This is a genomic window from Bacillus sp. FSL K6-0993 (assembly GCF_037977205.1).
GTDB classification, from domain to species: domain Bacteria; phylum Bacillota; class Bacilli; order Bacillales; family Bacillaceae; genus Bacillus; species Bacillus subtilis.
This window is the reverse complement of record NZ_CP150275.1, coordinates 813,696-831,299: the sequence shown is the minus strand read 5'-3', so window position 1 is coordinate 831,299 and position 17,604 is coordinate 813,696. Positions and strand designations below refer to the sequence as shown.

The window sequence follows — 17,604 nt, the reverse complement described above, 5'->3', positions numbered from 1 at the left end:
TAAATACCCAGTATTTGTCGCTTGAAGCTGCTACATAGTACTCATTTTTCTCCCTTTTACAATAATCATAAAGAAACACCTACAAATAGTTACAAAATATTCTTACAATAGGAGCTGTAACACAAATTTCGTTGAAAGGTGGAGAACTGGTGAGAATACAGAAAAGACGAACACACGTCGAAAACATTCTCCGTATTCTTTTGCCCCCAATTATGATACTTAGCCTAATCCTCCCAACACCACCCATTCATGCAGAAGAAAGCGCGGCTCCTCAGGTGCATCTGAGTATTTTGGCTACGACTGATATTCATGCCAACATGATGGATTACGATTACTACAGCGACAAAGAAACGGCGGATTTCGGTCTGGCGAGAACAGCGCAATTGATCCAAAAGCACCGCGAGCAAAACCCTAACACCCTGCTTGTGGATAACGGCGACTTGATTCAAGGGAATCCGCTGGGTGAATACGCGGTGAAATATCAAAAAGACGACATTATCTCCGGCACGAAAACCCATCCGATTATCAGCGTCATGAATGCGCTGAAATACGACGCCGGAACGCTTGGCAATCATGAATTCAACTACGGGCTCGACTTTCTCGACGGCACAATCAAAGGAGCCGATTTCCCGATTGTAAATGCCAACGTCAAAACAACTAGCGGTGAAAACCGTTATACGCCGTATGTGATTAATGAAAAAACCCTCATTGATGAAAACGGTAATGAGCAAAAAGTAAAAGTCGGCTACATAGGCTTTGTCCCGCCGCAAATCATGACATGGGACAAAAAGAATCTCGAGGGGCAGGTGCAGGTGCAGGATATCGTAGAATCCGCCAATGAAACGATCCCGAAAATGAAGGCGGAAGGCGCAGATGTCATTATTGCCCTCGCCCACACCGGCATTGAAAAGCAGTCACAATCAACAGGTGCAGAAAACGCCGTGTTTGACCTTGCCACCAAAACGAAAGGCATTGACGCGATTATCTCGGGCCATCAGCACGGACTCTTTCCTTCCGCCGAGTATGCGGGTGTTGCTCAGTTCGATGTGGAAAAGGGAACAATTAACGGCATTCCTGTCGTCATGCCAAGCAGCTGGGGCAAATATTTAGGCGTGATTGACCTCAAGCTTGAAAAGGCGGACGGCTCATGGAAGGTAGCAGATTCCAAAGGAAGTATTGAATCCATTGCCGGCAACGTCACATCAAGAAACGAAACCGTTACAAACACCATTCAGCAAACACACCAAAACACACTGGAGTATGTCCGAAAGCCAGTCGGCAAAACCGAAGCAGATATTAACAGCTTCTTTGCACAGGTCAAAGATGATCCTTCCATTCAGATCGTGACTGACGCGCAAAAATGGTATGCCGAAAAAGAAATGAAGGATACCGAGTACCAGAACCTGCCGATTTTATCCGCTGGAGCGCCGTTTAAAGCAGGCGGCAGAAACGGAGCCAATTACTATACAAACATTCCAGCCGGAGATCTTGCGATTAAAAATGTCGGTGACTTGTATCTTTACGATAATACTGTTCAAATCGTCAAGCTGACAGGCAGCGAGGTCAAGGACTGGCTGGAGATGTCAGCAGGCCAATTCAATCAAATTGATCCAGCCAAAAGCGGCGATCAGGCCTTGCTGAACGAGAATTTCCGCTCCTATAATTTTGACGTGATTGACGGTGTCACATATCAGGTCGATGTGACAAAACCGGCTAAATACAATGAGAACGGAAAAGTGATCAATGCGGATTCATCCCGGATCATCAACCTTTCCTATGAAGGCAAGCCGATCAGCCCAAGCCAGGAATTTCTCGTAGTCACCAATAACTATCGTGCGTCCGGAGGCGGCGGGTTCCCTCATCTGACAAGCGATAAAATTGTCCACGGCTCTGCAGTTGAAAATAGGCAGGTGCTGATGGATTACATTATTGAACAAAAAACAGTCAATCCAAAGGCAGACAACAACTGGTCAATCGCGCCTGTTTCCGGCACGAATCTGACGTTTGAATCCTCGCTTTTGGCCAAGCCATTTGCCGATAAAGCAGACGACGTCGCTTATGTAGGCAAGTCTGCGAATGAAGGCTATGGTGTGTATAAGCTGCAATTCGATGATGATTCAAATCCAGATCCTCCTAAAGACGGACTGTGGGATCTGACCGTCATGCACACCAATGATACGCACGCACATCTCGATGATGCAGCGAGACGAATGACGAAAATCAACGAAGTACGCAGCGAAACAAATCACAACATTCTCCTTGATGCGGGAGATGTGTTTTCCGGCGATCTGTATTTTACAAAATGGAACGGTTTGGCCGATCTGAAAATGATGAACATGATGGGCTATGACGCCATGACCTTCGGAAATCATGAATTTGACAAAGGCCCGACAGTGCTTTCTGATTTTCTAAGCGGAAACAGCGCGACCGTTGATCCGGCGAACCGCTATCACTTTGAAGCGCCGGAATTTCCGATTGTCAGCGCAAACGTAGATGTGTCAAATGAGCCCAAACTGAAATCATTTGTCAAAAAACCGCAAACCTTTACCGCAGGTGAAAAGAAAGAGGCCGGCATCCATCCTTACATTCTGTTAGACGTTGACGGGGAGAAAGTCGCCGTATTCGGCCTGACAACGGAAGATACGGCCACCACATCAAGCCCGGGCAAAAGCATCGTATTCAATGATGCCTTTGAAACAGCACAAAACACCGTCAAAGCGATTCAGGAAGAAGGACAGGTAAATAAAATTATTGCTTTAACCCATATCGGTCATAACCGTGATCTTGAGCTAGCCAAAAAAGTAAAAGGCATTGACTTGATCATCGGCGGACACACTCACACCCTCGTTGACAAAATGGAGGTCGTAAACAACGAAGAACCGACGATCGTGGCGCAGGCAAAAGAATACGGCCAATTCTTGGGGCGCGTTGATGTCGCGTTTGATGAAAATGGCGTTGTGCAAACAGACAAATCAAATCTGAGCGTGCTGCCAATTGATGAGCATACAGAAGAAAACGCAGAAGCAAAACAAGAGCTTGATCAGTTCAAAAGTGAATTAGAAGACGTGAAAAATGAAAAAGTCGGCTATACGGATGTGGCGCTTGACGGCCAGCGTGAGCATGTGCGCACGAAGGAAACAAATCTCGGAAACTTCATTGCGGACGGTATGCTGGCAAAAGCGAAAGAAGCAGCCGGCGCCAGAATAGCGATAACAAATGGCGGCGGCATCAGAGCCGGCATTGACAAAGGGGATATCACACTCGGCGAGGTGCTCAACGTGATGCCGTTCGGCAATACGCTTTACGTGGCCGATTTAACCGGAAAACAAATTAAAGAAGCCCTTGAACAAGGCTTAAGCAATGTGGAAAATGGCGGCGGCGCTTTCCCTCAGGTGGCCGGAATCGAATATACCTTTACATTAAACAACAAACCTGGACACCGTGTGTTAGAAGTGAAAATTGAATCGCCTAACGGAGACAAAGTTGCTATAAATACGGATGATACCTACCGCGTGGCAACAAATAATTTTGTCGGTGCCGGAGGAGACGGATATTCTGTCTTTACAGAAGCCTCCCATGGTGAAGACCTTGGCTACGTTGATTATGAGATTTTCACCGAACAGCTGAAAAAACTAGGAAACAAGGTCTCTCCTAAGCTTGAAGGACGGATCAAAGAAGTATTCCTGCCGACAAAGCAGGAGGACGGCAGCTGGACACTTGATGAAGACAAATTTGCGATTTACGCTAAAAATGCCAACACGCCGTTTGTCTATTATGGAACACATGAAGGATCTCAAGAGAAGCCTATCAATCTTAAAATGAAAAAAGATCAGGTCAAACTTTTGAAAGAAAGAGAATCAGATCCTTCATTGACGGTGTTCAACTACTGGTACAGCATGAAGATGCCAATGGCGAACCTTAAATCAGCAGACACTGCAATCGGAATCAAGTCGACGGGAGAATTGGATGTGTCACTGGCAGATGTATATGACTTTACAGTGAAGCAAAAAGGAAAAGAAATAAAATCATTCAAGGAGCCCGTTCAGCTTTCGCTTCGCATGTTTGATATTGAAGAAGCCCATAACCCTGCCATTTATCATGTCGACAGGAAAAAGAAAGCTTTCATAAAGACAGATCACGGATCAGTTGACGATGATATGGTGACAGGATATACAAACCACTTCAGCGAATACACGATCTTAAATTCCGGAGAGAACAACAAACCGCCTGCATTCCCGTCAGATCAACCGACAGGCGGTGATGACGGCAATCATGGCGGCGGCCCCGACAAACCAGGCGGAAAACAGCCAACTGACGGAAACGGAGGAAATGATACGCCTCCCGGCACACAACCGACTAACGGCTCTGGAGGAAACGGTTCGGGCGGATCAGGAACAGACGGTCCGGCTGGCGGCCTGCTTCCGGACACAGCCACATCCATGTACTCGATCCTGTTGGCCGGATTTCTGATCAGCGCACTCGGCACCGCAATGTACTTACATCAGAGGAGAAAACAGAATAGAGCGAATCAGGCATAAAAAAGAGCTGCTCGCTAAGCGAGCAGCTTTCTTTATTTAAACCCACTTCACAACATCTTCAACAGCAGATCTTGTTTTCGGACGAGGGTCTCTCACTCGGTAGCCAAATGCCACCATCACAGAAATATCGAAGCTTCCGTTTTCCAGAAGGCCTTCTTCTTCAAGAATACGGTGAATGTGATCGTACTGGAAGCCTTCTATCGGGCAGGAATCAACACCGATTTGCGCAGCGGCAGTCATCATGTTGCCAAGCGCGATATAGGTTTGTTTTGATGCCCAGTCAAACAATGTTCTGTCACTTTCAAGCAAATGCAAATCGTTTTTCTGGAATTCTTCTGTTTTGCTTAAATAGCCTTCGTACACGTCTTGCGGCATTTGTTTTACTTCTTTTAAATGACGTTTGATGTAGTCCGCATTATATTTGATATCCTTCGCTGTACGCGCAAGAATCAGGACGAAATGGCTTGCGGTCGGCAGCTGCTTTTGCGCGCCCCATGTGTATTCACGAAGCTTCTCGCGGAACTCCGGATTTTGGACGACGACAAATTTCCAAGGCTCAAGGCCGAGTGAGCTCGGAGACAGTCTTCCTGTTTCTAAAATAAATTCAAAATCGCTGTCTGACACTTTTTTATTCGGGTCAAATTCCTTAGTCGCATGCCTGAAATTGTATGCATCCAGAATTTGTTTCTTTAGATCTGCCATGTAAAACACCTCTCCTTTAGGTTACTCTCATCTCTATTGTAGCCATTATGATAAAAAGTAAAAGTACGCACATTTTTGTTGGATAGTATCAATTTTGATACCAAACAAAAAAGCGCGCTGCCGCAGGCAGGCGCCTCTCTCATTTCCCCCGCCGCGCAAAATCAACAAATCGGAATTTGTCGAGACGGTGTCTGCTTTCCGTATATTGAAACAAACTGGTATCCTCCAAAAAGACGTAGTTTCTCACCACGACCATATGGTCATAGCCGCGTAAATCGAGCAGCTCTCTGTCCTCGTCCGTACACGGCTCGGCGACAATTTCTTTTTGGGCGTAACTGATCGAAAGACCGAGCTCTCCTTCTATATATTCATATATGGAGTTTTCACAAATTTCTTTCGTCAGGTGAGGGACATGCTTTCTGAAAAAGTAATCCTTGTCCAAAATCACATGTTCCCCGTCAATCTTTCTAGACCTGATGACTTCCCAGATGTCGTCATCCAGATTGGCCCGGAGCTGTTTTTGGATCAGCTCTGCCGGAGGCTCCAGCCCGAATTTGTGTACAGTTGTTTTCGTTTCTTTGCCAAGCGTTTGCGCGAGCTCCTTGAAGCTGACAAGGCCCGAAACGGGAAACTGCATTTTTTCACGATTGAGCACGACGGAGCCTTTTCCCCTGATTTTCTGGATATAACCGTTTTGCGCGAGCATATGAAGCGCCTTTCGGACCGTTTCTCTTGATGTACCGTACTGTGCGGTCAACTCATGTTCAGACGGAAGAATCTCCTCCGCTTTCCATCGGCCGCCTTCAATTTGCTGTGCGATGTCTTTATAAATTGTGATGAATTTATTCACCTTCATTATGGACCACCCAGCTTAGTTTAACACGGTTTTGTTAAACGATAAACAATGGACTCATACGGGCGAAGCGTCATGTTCTGAAGCCCTTCCCTTTCTTCATCGTTCGTCAACAGCACCTCTGCCTTCCATTCGTCAGGCGCTAAAGAGTCCGGCAGTGTAAAGGCCGCCTCTGTCCCGTAAAAATTATTGATCACGAGCAGCTTTTCATTGCTGCCGTGTCTGAGATACGCAAAAATGTTCGGATCATCCTTTGCGATTAACTCATACGTTCCCTCTGTCACAATGTCATACATTTTGCGAATCCGAATCAATTTTTGATAATGGTAAAACACCGAATTTTGATCTCTTAGCGCCGCTTCAGCATTGATTTCCCGATAATTTCCGGCAACCGGTATCCACGGTGTGCCCGTTGTAAAACCGCCATTCTCCGTAGCATCCCACTGAACGGGGGTTCTGGAATTGTCACGGGATTTCGCCTGTAAAATGGCTGTAATCTCTTGATCAGCCATTCCTTTGTCCTTAAAGGCGTGATACATGTTCAGCGATTCGACATCCCGATAGCAGCTTATGTCAGTGAACTTCGGATTCGTCATCCCCAGCTCCTCGCCCTGATAAATATAAGGCGTGCCCTGCATCATATGAATGGCCGTAGCAAGCATTTTCGCCGATTTCACCCTATATGCGCCATCATCTCCATATCTTGATACAACGCGCGGCTGATCATGATTGCACCAGAACAGAGCGTTCCATCCCCCTCCTGCGTGCATCCCCGTTTGCCAGTCGGATAGGATCTCCTTCAGCTTCAAAAAGTCAAACGGCGCCAAGGCCCATTTTTCGCCGTTTGGATAGTCAACCTTGAGATGATGGAAGCTGAATGTCATATCAAGTTCTTTATTGTCAGGATTCGTATACCGGATACAGTGGTCTACGGTTGTTGAAGACATCTCACCGACCGTCATGCTGTCGTAATGCGAAAACACCTTTTCGTTCATTTCATGCAGAAATTCGTGCACCCGCGGCCCATCAGTGTAAAAAGAGCGGCCGTCGCCTTCCTCCGCATTCGGAAAGCGCTGATCTTTAGAAATCAGGTTGATGACATCAAGCCTAAAGCCGTCTATTCCCTTTTCAAACCAAAAATGCATCATGTCATAGACATGCTTTCTGACCTCTTCATTTTCCCAATTCAAATCAGCCTGCGTCACATCAAACAGATGCAAATAGTATTGGCCTGATGCTTCGTCAAGCTCCCATGCCGAGCCGCCGAATTTCGATTCCCAGTTCGTCGGAACAGAACCGTTTTCCTGCGGGTCTTTCCATATATAAAAATCACGGTACGGGCTGTCTATTGAAGAGATCGCCTCGCGAAACCATTTGTGCTCTGTTGACGTATGATTGACAACAAGATCCATGACGACTTTCAGGTCTCTTTTATGTGCTTCGGACACTAGCCGCTCAAAATCCTCCATCGTTCCGTATTCAGGATAAATCGAGTAATAATCACGAATATCGTACCCATTATCATGTTGCGGAGAATCATAAATCGGCGTCAGCCAAAGCACATCCACCTGAAGTGTTTTTAAGTAATCAAGCTTTTCAATAATGCCGTTCAGATCGCCGACACCGTTTCCTGTCGTATCGTTAAAGCTTTTCGGATAAATTTGATAAACCACAGCTTTTTTCCACCATGGCGTTTGTTCTGTTTTCATCTGTTTCCACCACCATATTTAAATTGAAAACGGGAAAAGGGAACGTACAACACGTCCCGCTCCCCATTTGTTATTTATGTTTGAATCTCGCATACGCGTATGTTCCGGCAAACGGCACGATCAATACAATAGCCATCCCGATTGCAAACGCGCCCCAGTACTGGCTCATGATTGAGAAAATCCCCGGCACACCGCCGACACCGACGGAGCTTGCCAGCACACCTTGAGAAGAAATATACATTCCGGCCAGGCCAGAGCTGACCATTGCAATGATAAACGGAAATCTGTATCGCAGATTCACCCCAAAGATGGCAGGCTCTGTAATGCCAAGATAAGCAGAAATCCCTGATGTGAGGGAGAGGCCTTTTTGTTTCTCATCCTTCACGATGAACATCATGGCCAGAGCGGCCGAACCTTGTGCGATATTAGAAAGCGCCAGCATCGGCCATAAAAAGGTGCCGCCGAGCTTTGAACCGATGAGCTGCAGGTCGACTGCAAGAAACGTGTGGTGCATACCGGTAATCACGAGCGCTGAGTAGAAACCGCCATATAACAGACCGCCCAGTGCGGCAAAAGAACCAAACACCGAGATAAGCCCTGAAGTCAGTACATTACCGATCGCAAATGTAATCGGGCCGATAATGATAAAAGAGGCAAATCCTGTTAAGAGAAGCGTAATTGGTGCGACAACGAGCAGCTGTATGCCCTCAGGTGTGCGTTTTGTTAAAAATACCTCAATCTTCGCCAGCATATAAGAAGCAAGCAAAATTGGGAGCACCTGGCCCTGATAGCCGACTTTCTGCACCTCTAGGCCGAATAGATTCCATACCGGGATCTCTCCGCTTTGTTCTGCAGCGCCATATCCCCACGCATTCAGCAAATCAGGATGCACGAGCATAACCCCGAGCACAATGCCGAGAAGCGGATTGCCGCCGAACCGCTTGACGGCAGACCATCCGATTAACGCAGGCAAAAACGTAAAGGCCGTGCCTGCAATCAGGTTAATCATATTAGCAAGATCCGCCCACTGCGGATAAACCTGCACAATCGATTTTGTGCTGAAGAAAATGCCTTCCGCCGTTAAAATGTTATTGATCCCCATTAAAAGACCCGCCGTGACAATCGCAGGCAATATTGGAATAAAAATATCTGCAAGCGTTTTCACAGCACGCTGCAAAAGATTCATATTTTTTTCTGAGGCCTTCTTCACTTCATCCTTTGTTGACTCGCCAATTCCCGTTTCCTTGACCAGTTCAGCATATACTTTATTGACAGTTCCCTGGCCGATTACGACCTGAAACTGTCCGTTTGTCGAGAATGATCCCTTTACCACATCAATTTGATCAAGCATCTCTTGGTCAACCTTGCTTTCATCTATTAAAGCAAAACGCAAACGTGTAACACAATGAGTTGCCGCTGCAATATTTTCAGCACCGCCGACTGCTTCGACAATCTGACGTGCCGATTTGTTCAGTTCCCCCATGCCAACCCCTCCGTAACCGTTTTTATAACTTGTATATACAACTTATAATCATATTGTATTCCTGTATATACAGGTAGTCAACACTTTTTTATAGCGCTTTCATCCTAGTCTGGAATATATGAAACAGACAAGGTTACCCTAAAAGTCACAAGCACTTATTGTGACATTAAAAAGCAGGGTGAGCCTCTATGAATAAACGCGACAAAGCGCTTCAGCTCATCAAAGAGCTTGAAGACAATCAGGACAGACCGATCTCTCCTGATTTGAAGGAAAACCTCGATAATCTAACCTTATTAACAGAAGGCTGCTCAGACATCGTATTTAGACAATTTGACTTTGGAAACGGGCTGTGCGGATTTATTGTTTATATCGAAGGAATTGTAAAATCTGAACATATTCAGGATCACGCCCTCCGCCCTTTCTTAATGCATTTGACGGATCAAATAGATGAACATGAAGAGGCGCTGCAAAATACTCTATCCATTTCAAGTGTTGCAACAGAAACGAGTATGAGCAAAGTGGCTGCATCCATCATTGAGGGGAACGCAGTTTTATTTGCCGACAGGCACTCAAAAGGCCTGATCTTAAATATAAAAGGCGGACAAAGAAGAAGCATTGAAGAGCCGATAACAGAATCGACCATCAGAGGGTCAAGAGAGGGCTTCACTGAAAGCCTCAGGGTCAATACCGCTCTTGTGCGCTTTCGCGTCAAAACGTTTCAGCTTAAAATGATCTCGTTTAAAATCGGCACGAAAACCAAAACCGATGTTGTCTTGGCCTATATTGACGGGCTTGCCGATCCAAAGGTCATTGACAAAGTAAAAAAAAGAATCAAAAAGATAAAGATTGATGCTGTCTTAGAAAGCGGATATATTGAAGAGTTTATCGAAGACGACACGTACTCGCCATTCCCCCAGCTGCAATACACAGAAAGGCCGGACACCGTCGCCGCCCAGCTTCTCGAAGGCCGATTTGCCATTTTCACAGATAATACGCCCTTTGTCTTAACAGGCCCGATTACGTTTTGGCAGCTTATGCAGGCCAGTGAAGATTACTATGAGCGTTATTTGATGTCTAACTTAATCCGCTGGCTTCGCTATATGTTTTTATTCGTTGCTTTATATTTGCCGGCTATTTATGTTGCCGTTATTACATACCATCAGGACTTAATGCCGACAAACTTAATGTTCAGTGTGGCCTCCGCGCGTGAACCGATTCCTTTCCCCGCCATCATAGAAGCATTGATTATGGAAATTTCTTTTGAGGCTCTCCGTGAGGCGGGAGTGCGCCTGCCGAAAACCATCGGCCAGACCGTCAGTATTCTCGGGGCCCTTGTCATTGGGACAGCCGCTGTTGAAGCGGGAATTGTGTCTGCCCCCATGGTGATCATCGTATCGTTAACAGGGATCGCGTCATTTACAATTCCGCGATTTAACTTAGCTATCTCCATCAGGATGCTTCGTTTCCCGCTTATGTTTTTGGCGAGTATTTTCGGGATTTTCGGCATTATGCTCGGCACGATTATCTTAGTGCTCCATTTATGCAAGCTGCAATCTTTCGGTATTCCTTATTTATCCGGCATTTCTCCGTTTAAACGAGATGAAGTAAAAGATATTTTTGTCAGGGCGCCTTGGTGGACGATGACCAGAAGGCCGGGCACGTATTCGCGCGGCAACGGACAGAAGGGAGCGAAAAGAGAGGACCCAAAAGATGAAGAAAACAATATATAAGTGTGTTGTGCCGCTTCTCATTTGTATCCTTCTAACGGGGTGCTGGGACCGGACAGAAATCAATGACATTGCATTTGTTGTCAGCTCAGCCATTGATAAGAAAAAAGATCAATATCGAGTAGCCTTGCAGATTCCCTTGGTCGGCCAATTAGGCGGACAAACAGGGGGCGGCGGCGGAACTGCCGGTTCAAAAACATGGTATGTTGATTCAGCTTCCGGCACTACGATCAGAGAAGCGAACAACAAGCTGCAAACCTCCTTGTCACGGACAATCAATACGTCCCACAGACGTACAGTCATTATTGGAGAGGATATGGCGAGAGACGGCGTTGCCCCAGTCTTTGATATTTTAACGCGAAATCCGCAGAACAGATTAACGGCGCTAATTTTAGTCAGCCGGGGAGAAGCGCGGGACATTTTAAACACCGATGTCCAGCTTGAACAGTTTCCGGCGGAAATGATTCGGGAGCTGGCCATTATCGCAACGAGCCGCCCCGTTTTTTTAAGCAGATTCATGTCTGATCTAGTAGAAATAGGCAGTGATCCGTATGCACCGGTCATCTCTGCATCTAAAACAAAACCTGGAGGGAAAGGCAAATCTAATTTGAAAATTGACGGGCTTGCGATCTTTAAAAAGGACAGATTGATGGATATTTTCAAAGATGAACACATGACAGCAGCCCTGATGTTGCTGAATCAAGCCCGCCAGCCAGAATTCATAGTAGACCTGCCGAATCAAATGGGGCAAGCATCCATTCAGCTTCAAAAGTCCAATGCATCCTTTCATGCCGCTGAAAAAAACGGAAAGCTGTCAATGACAATCGAGATCAGAGCTAAAGGAATTATTATGGAAAACCAATCAACCTATGAGACGAGAGAAAATGACCAGTATTACATCATTCAAAAAGCACTAAACAGAACCATAAAGAAGGACGTGACCAGCACCGTTCATCGTTTGCAAAAGCTAAAGGCGGACCCGGCCGGCTTTCAAGACCGGACTATTAGAAGCACGGCAACCACGAAGAATCTGCTGAAAAAGGAATGGGAAGAGGTATACAAGGATATGGAGGTTCACGTCGTCCCAATTGTGACCATTGAGCAGGGCGGTGTCCTATACAAAACGATCAGCCATTAATGGAGGTGCGTCAGCATGATCAGCTATATCGTACAGACATTGATTGTGTGCATTGCCATATACGCATATGAATGGAAGAATTTTCGTTCCGCTAACAATCTAACAAAATGGGCCTTCAGCCTGCTGATTGCAGGAAGTGCTTTTCTATGGATTTATATGAGAGTGAATCCCCTGCTTCCGCGGCTGGGGCACCTGTTTAAATATATTCCGTTTTGAACATGACAGAAAGGATGTGCTTTATGGACAAGACCTCTGCATACCAAGGATTATTTTTCGGAGCTCTGTATACGTTAGCGGTCGGATTAAAGCATGCTCCGATTCTCATGATCGAATCAGCAAAACAAAATGCCTGGCACAGCTACATCCTCGGCGTTGTCATCGTGATTCCGGCACTCTGGCTCATGCATAGGCTGATGAAAAAGCATCAGGATAAAAATATCTATGAGCTGCTGAGCGATTCCTCACCAATCGCAGGCCGGATTATCATTTTACTGTTTTCTTTGTATTTCCTGTTAATCAATGCTCATGATTTACGTTTTTTCATCAATTTGATTAACATTTTATTTCTCCCGAGAACACCAATGGCTGTTCTTGGCGGTGTTATTATCTTTGTGGCGATCTGTATTGCCAGAGAGGGAAAAGAAACATTGACCAGAATGGCGCAGATATTCCTATTTCCATTCGGCATCCTGGTCTTGTTCCTTCCATTTACGCTGGCCACACAAATTGAGCTTCAAAACTTGACGCCTGTTTTTGAAGGTCTAATCCCATACCTTCAATCAGGCTATTACGCGTTTGGGACAATGGGGGAATTGATTATCCTTCCGCTTCTCTTCTCAAACCGGAGTGTCCCGCTAAAATACACCATTTTCGCAATACTGTTGGGCGCTTTATTGCTGGCCGTGATGTTATTTTCTTCAATTTCTGTCTTTGGTCCCAACCTGACATCTACTTTCTTTGATCCTGCTTATATGGTCATCAGGCAGATCCGCATTACGGATTTTCTGGATCGCTCAGACCTGATCATCGCGGCCTTTTGGATTCCGGTCATTATGGTGAAGATAGCAGGTTCCCTATATATCGTGGTATACGGCCTTTCGTTTTTACACTCAAAAATCGACCCGAAAGCCATGTATACACCAACCGGCATGTTCTCAGTCGTATGCAGCTTTTGGTTCTTTTTAAATACAAATCAGCTAATCGACTTTAACAGAATCAAACCAATCATTAATGTAGTGATTTCTATTTTGCTGCCTTTACTCATTTATTTGATCATAAAAAGCAAAGCGTTGTTCGGCGCCAAAGCTAAACACTAGGAATTTTTAGCTTCTTTTGTTTGATAAACAGGATTCTGTTTTGTTTTTCTTATATCTTTCAAATAGTACTGTTCAGATGTAAAGAATTCGGTGTACAGCGCTTTTACCTTTCTGCTCAATAACAACAGCGCAATCACATTTGGAACGAGAATAAAAGCCAATGCTAAGTCCAAAAAGCCCCAAATGGCTTTTGCTCCGCCTGCGGCACCAATGATAATAGCCGCTAAATAAACGAATTTGATCACGTGTCCTGCCAGCCGCCCGAACAGAAATTCAGCTTGCTTTACGCCGTAAAAAATGACAACCATAATGGTTGATACGACAAAGAAGACTAGGGAAACCGAAACGAAGTACCCTCCGCCAGAACCGAAATAATGCTGAAATGCAGCCGTCGTCAGTGCTGCCGGGTCAATTGAGGCGTTCTTCCCTGTCCAGACACCAGATGCAAGAACGACAAAAGCGGTGGTCGTGCAGATGATCAAGGTGTCAATGACAATGCCGATCACAGACCAAAACCCTTGCCGCACAGGATGATCAGTCATTGCTGCCGCATGTGCAATCGGGGCTGTTCCCATTCCGGCTTCATTAGAATAAAGCCCGCGGGCAAATCCCCAGCGAACGGTTTCCGCCAACGCAGCACCTGCGAACCCTCCAACTGCTGAAGAAGAGGTAAACGCATTTGAAAAGACGAGAGAGAAAAACGCCGGCACTGATGATAGATTCATGAGAACAATCAGGAGACCGGCACCCGCGTATGCCCCTGCCATAAGAGGCACGACAAACTCTGTTACTTTTCCGATCCGCTTTACCCCTCCTATCACCACTAACCCAATCAAAAATGCAATTCCGATTCCTGCGTATATTTTATTGAAAGAAAACGTTTCGGCAAGCGAGACTGAAACCGAATTTCCCTGAACCATAATGCTGGGGATCAGCTCCACAATCAGCGCAACAGAGAAGAATACGCCGAGCCATTTCATGCGCAGCCCTTTTGTTATGTAATACATCGGTCCCCCGACGTATTCACCCTGCTCATTTTTTTCTCTGTAATGAACAGCAAGAACACTTTCAGAAAACTTAATCGCCATGGCAAATAAGGCAATAAGCCACATCCAAAAAACCGCTCCTGGTCCTCCAAACATAATAGCGGCGGGCACACCGACAATGTTCGCTGCACCGATCGTTGAACTGAGGGCTGAGGTCAATGCCTGAAGCGGTGTGACTGTGCCCTCTCCTTTCGGCTTTTTTCCTACGCTGCCGATTGTCTGTTTGAAAATGTATAAAGGATAGCGAAATTGAAAACCTTTCAGCAAAATAGTGAAATACAACCCCGTCCCCGTCAGCAGGATGATTAGCGGCGGACCCCACAGCCAATCAGATATATGCTCTATCCATACCAATAGTCGTTCCATCCCATCACCCTTTTTTCGTTTATGGGTCATTTCCCATAGATGGAAAAACATAAACCTTTTGACATAGAACTTGGAACATAAAAAGGATGGCTTTTATCAATCGCCATCCTGCAGACAAGACAAATCAGCTGGAAGAAGGTCTGTTTCGTCCAAGCCGGTCATATACTTTATTCTTATAAAAAGCGGATGCTGGCTTTGAAAACATGCCTTTTTTGTCGACAAGCTTATCAAGCAGCAATTGCTTTTCAGATTTTTTTCTGATTAATTGCTCGCGTTCTTTTTCGTCATAGCACTTTTCGATTAAATGGTCGATGGTCATAAGCTCTTTTTTGAGCGCGCCCTCGTCCTCTGCCATTCCCGCGTTTTTCAAAATACGATAGCCCATGCGCAGCGATTCCGGCAAGTGTGCCGCGTCATCCTTCGGCAGCGGCTTCCCCATTCCCGGGAGGTTTTGAAAGTCCCCGTCTTTGATGGCGCGCTTAATTTTATCTTCAGACACAATATGGGAAAAATCCATCATTTCACCTCTTTTTATCTATACCTTATATTTTATCATACAATTCTCAATGTACCATTTTATTCCTTTATTTCTAGAAAGATACCTTGTTTTACATTTGGTAATATCAAAGCGAAACGTTGATTCGACGGCGTTTTTCGCCACTTTCTCCATCATACGATTTTCACTTTTCTAATCTGCTGATTCGTGTTATATTGGATACGTTCGTTTTTTCTATCGTTTCGCTCGAACTGGATCGGAAAAAAGGAGTGTAACAATGAAAACATTTATAAAAGAAAGAGGACTGGCCTTCTTCTTAATTGCGGTCGTCCTGTTATGGATCAAAACGTATGTCGGTTATGTCCTGAACTTCAACTTAGGAATAGACAACACGATACAAAAAATATTGCTTTTTGTGAATCCTCTTAGCTCAAGCTTGTTCTTTCTTGGCTTTGGACTCTTGTTCAAGAAAAAATTACAGCAGACAGCCATTATAGTGATTCATTTTTTAATGTCTTTTTTACTGTACGCAAACATTGTGTACTACAGATTTTTCAATGATTTTATTACAATTCCGGTCATTATGCAGGCTAAAACAAACGGCGGCCAACTCGGTGACAGCGCATTTTCGCTGATGAGACCGACTGACGCCTTTTACTTTATCGATACGATCATCCTGATCATCTTGGCGATCAAAGTAAACAAGCCTGCCGAAACGTCAAGCAAAAAATCGTTCCGAATTATTTTTGCGTCTTCAATTCTTGTGTTCTTGATCAACCTGGCAGTTGCGGAATCAGACCGTCCTGAATTGCTGACAAGATCATTCGACCGGAACTATCTTGTGAAATACTTGGGAACATACAATTTCACGATTTATGACGCTGTACAGAATATCAAGTCCAACAGCCAGCGCGCGCTTGCCGATTCCAGCGACGTGACGGAAGTAGAAAACTACATGAAAGCCAATTACGATGTGCCGAATAACGTGTATTTCGGCAAAGCGGAAGGAAAAAACGTCATTTACGTTTCACTTGAATCTTTGCAGTCATTTATCATCGACTATAAAATTGACGGCAAAGAAGTGACACCGTTCTTAAATAAACTGGCACATGATAACGAAACGTTCTACTTTGATAACTTTTTCCACCAAACGGGACAAGGTAAAACATCGGATGCTGAATTTATGATGGAAAACTCTCTGTACCCGCTGGCTCAAGGTTCAGTTTTCGTAAACAAAGCGCAAAACACGCTGCAATCCGTTCCGGCGATTCTGAAGTCTAAGAATTACACATCTGCTACTTTCCACGGGAACACGCAGACGTTCTGGAACCGTAACGAAATGTACAAAGCGGAAGGCATTGATAAATTCTTTGATTCTGCTTACTATGACATGAACGAAGAAAACACGAAAAACTACGGTATGAAAGACAAACCGTTCTTCAAAGAATCAATGCCGCTGCTGGAAAGCCTGCCGCAGCCGTTCTATACGAAGTTCATTACCCTGTCTAACCACTTCCCATTCGGAATGGATGAGGGGGATACAGACTTCCCGGCTGGAGACTTTGGTGACTCTGTCGTCGATAACTACTTCCAGTCAGCCCATTACCTTGATCAGTCCATTGAACAATTCTTCAATGATCTGAAAAAAGACGGGTTATATGATAAATCGATTATTGTGATGTACGGAGACCACTACGGCATCTCTGAAAACCACAATAAAGCGATGGCGAAAGTGCTTGGCAAGGATGAAATCACTGATTACGACAACGCCCAGCTTCAACGGGTGCCGCTCTTTATCCACGCTGCCGGCGTGAAGGGCGAGAAAGTTCATAAATATGCCGGAGACGTTGATGTGGCTCCTACCATTCTGCATCTGCTCGGAGTGGATACGAAGGACTATCTGATGTCCGGTTCTGATATTTTATCGAAAGAACACCGTGAAGTGATTCCGTTCCGCAACGGAGACTTTATTTCACCGAAGTACACGAAAATATCCGGTAAGTATTACGACACGAAAACCGGAAAAGAACTCGATGAATCCGAAGTCGACAAGTCAGAAGACTCGCTCGTCAAGAAGGAACTTGAAATGTCCGATAAAATCATAAACGGAGACCTGCTGCGGTTCTACGAGCCGAAAGGTTTTAAGAAGGTGAATCCTTCCGATTATGATTACACAAAACATGGCGAAGATTCTTCCGAAACGTCAACGGATAACGAAGATAAATAAGAA

Annotated in this window: 13 protein-coding genes; 6 read left to right on the top strand and 7 right to left on the bottom strand. The window is 45.2% G+C overall.

Translation table 11 applies throughout. The annotated features are described in order from the left end of the window. The first annotated feature begins 149 nt into the window (after nucleotides 1-149). On the top strand, nucleotides 150-4,538 hold the full coding sequence (locus MHH79_RS04245; protein WP_340035009.1) for a multifunctional 2',3'-cyclic-nucleotide 2'-phosphodiesterase/3'-nucleotidase/5'-nucleotidase: 4,389 nt from the start codon (nucleotides 150-152) through the stop codon (nucleotides 4,536-4,538). Between the two features lie 36 nt (nucleotides 4,539-4,574). On the opposite strand, the gene MHH79_RS04240 is transcribed toward MHH79_RS04245, so the two are convergent. From MHH79_RS04240 to treP, 4 genes are all read right to left on the bottom strand, one after another. After that, nucleotides 4,575-5,240, bottom strand: coding sequence for an NAD(P)H-dependent oxidoreductase (locus MHH79_RS04240; protein WP_014476144.1), 666 nt, complete (start codon nucleotides 5,238-5,240; stop codon nucleotides 4,575-4,577). A gap of 139 nt (nucleotides 5,241-5,379) precedes the next feature. Beyond that, on the bottom strand, nucleotides 5,380-6,096 hold the full coding sequence (gene treR, locus MHH79_RS04235; protein ID WP_100506787.1) for a trehalose operon repressor: 717 nt from the start codon (nucleotides 6,094-6,096) through the stop codon (nucleotides 5,380-5,382). Nucleotides 6,097-6,116: 20 nt separating this feature from the next. Next, nucleotides 6,117-7,802, bottom strand: a complete 1,686-nt coding sequence (gene treC / locus MHH79_RS04230) for an alpha,alpha-phosphotrehalase (protein ID WP_340035008.1) — start codon at nucleotides 7,800-7,802, stop codon at nucleotides 6,117-6,119. 70 nt (nucleotides 7,803-7,872) lie between these two features. Next, on the bottom strand, nucleotides 7,873-9,285 hold the full coding sequence (gene treP, locus MHH79_RS04225) for a PTS system trehalose-specific EIIBC component (protein WP_063335684.1): 1,413 nt from the start codon (nucleotides 9,283-9,285) through the stop codon (nucleotides 7,873-7,875). A gap of 188 nt (nucleotides 9,286-9,473) precedes the next feature. On the opposite strand from treP, the gene MHH79_RS04220 reads away from it, so the two are divergent. From MHH79_RS04220 to MHH79_RS04205, 4 genes are read left to right on the top strand one after another with little or no spacing between them, the layout of a single operon-like run. Continuing rightward, the gene (locus tag MHH79_RS04220) at nucleotides 9,474-11,015 is read left to right on the top strand and encodes a spore germination protein (protein ID WP_063335683.1); all 1,542 of its coding nucleotides are present in this window, start codon (nucleotides 9,474-9,476) and stop codon (nucleotides 11,013-11,015) included. After that, nucleotides 10,996-12,150, top strand: coding sequence for a Ger(x)C family spore germination protein (locus MHH79_RS04215; protein WP_047182277.1), 1,155 nt, complete (start codon nucleotides 10,996-10,998; stop codon nucleotides 12,148-12,150). Before MHH79_RS04220 ends, MHH79_RS04215 begins: the two co-directional genes overlap by 20 nt. Nucleotides 12,151-12,165: 15 nt before the next feature. Beyond that, nucleotides 12,166-12,366, top strand: a complete 201-nt coding sequence (locus tag MHH79_RS04210; protein WP_003233686.1) for a hypothetical protein — start codon at nucleotides 12,166-12,168, stop codon at nucleotides 12,364-12,366. A gap of 23 nt (nucleotides 12,367-12,389) precedes the next feature. Beyond that, the gene (locus MHH79_RS04205) at nucleotides 12,390-13,466 is read left to right on the top strand and encodes an endospore germination permease (protein WP_063335682.1); all 1,077 of its coding nucleotides are present in this window, start codon (nucleotides 12,390-12,392) and stop codon (nucleotides 13,464-13,466) included. Here MHH79_RS04205 and MHH79_RS04200 read toward each other — a convergent pair. The 3 genes from MHH79_RS04200 to MHH79_RS04190 form a co-directional block, all read right to left on the bottom strand. After that, nucleotides 13,463-14,878 (bottom strand): sodium:alanine symporter family protein, encoded by a 1,416-nt coding sequence (locus tag MHH79_RS04200; RefSeq protein ID WP_015252561.1) that lies wholly within the window; start codon nucleotides 14,876-14,878, stop codon nucleotides 13,463-13,465. The genes MHH79_RS04205 and MHH79_RS04200 overlap by 4 nt on opposite strands. 124 nt (nucleotides 14,879-15,002) lie before the next feature. Continuing rightward, nucleotides 15,003-15,395 (bottom strand): DUF1992 domain-containing protein, encoded by a 393-nt coding sequence (locus MHH79_RS04195; protein ID WP_003233692.1) that lies wholly within the window; start codon nucleotides 15,393-15,395, stop codon nucleotides 15,003-15,005. Between the two features lie 18 nt (nucleotides 15,396-15,413). Beyond that, the gene (locus MHH79_RS04190) at nucleotides 15,414-15,551 is read right to left on the bottom strand and encodes a hypothetical protein (RefSeq protein ID WP_072557053.1); all 138 of its coding nucleotides are present in this window, start codon (nucleotides 15,549-15,551) and stop codon (nucleotides 15,414-15,416) included. Nucleotides 15,552-15,651: 100 nt separating this feature from the next. On the opposite strand from MHH79_RS04190, the gene ltaS reads away from it, so the two are divergent. Beyond that, nucleotides 15,652-17,601: a lipoteichoic acid synthase gene (ltaS, locus tag MHH79_RS04185; protein WP_015383091.1), complete on the top strand. Its 1,950-nt coding sequence runs from the start codon at nucleotides 15,652-15,654 to the stop codon at nucleotides 17,599-17,601. Nucleotides 17,602-17,604: the final 3 nt, after the last annotated feature.

Coding starts and splice junctions, on each gene's coding strand:
- MHH79_RS04195 (WP_003233692.1), bottom strand. CDS start 15,395: ATGGATTTTTCCCATATTGTGTCTGAAGATAAAATTAAGCGCGCCATC.
- MHH79_RS04190 (WP_072557053.1), bottom strand. CDS start 15,551: ATGATGGAGAAAGTGGCGAAAAACGCCGTCGAATCAACGTTTCGCTTT.
- treR (WP_100506787.1), bottom strand. CDS start 6,096: ATGAAGGTGAATAAATTCATCACAATTTATAAAGACATCGCACAGCAA.
- MHH79_RS04240 (WP_014476144.1), bottom strand. CDS start 5,240: ATGGCAGATCTAAAGAAACAAATTCTGGATGCATACAATTTCAGGCAT.
- MHH79_RS04205 (WP_063335682.1), top strand. CDS start 12,390: ATGGACAAGACCTCTGCATACCAAGGATTATTTTTCGGAGCTCTGTAT.
- treP (WP_063335684.1), bottom strand. CDS start 9,285: ATGGGGGAACTGAACAAATCGGCACGTCAGATTGTCGAAGCAGTCGGC.
- ltaS (WP_015383091.1), top strand. CDS start 15,652: ATGAAAACATTTATAAAAGAAAGAGGACTGGCCTTCTTCTTAATTGCG.
- MHH79_RS04210 (WP_003233686.1), top strand. CDS start 12,166: ATGATCAGCTATATCGTACAGACATTGATTGTGTGCATTGCCATATAC.
- MHH79_RS04220 (WP_063335683.1), top strand. CDS start 9,474: ATGAATAAACGCGACAAAGCGCTTCAGCTCATCAAAGAGCTTGAAGAC.
- MHH79_RS04200 (WP_015252561.1), bottom strand. CDS start 14,878: ATGGAACGACTATTGGTATGGATAGAGCATATATCTGATTGGCTGTGG.
- treC (WP_340035008.1), bottom strand. CDS start 7,802: ATGAAAACAGAACAAACGCCATGGTGGAAAAAAGCTGTGGTTTATCAA.
- MHH79_RS04215 (WP_047182277.1), top strand. CDS start 10,996: ATGAAGAAAACAATATATAAGTGTGTTGTGCCGCTTCTCATTTGTATC.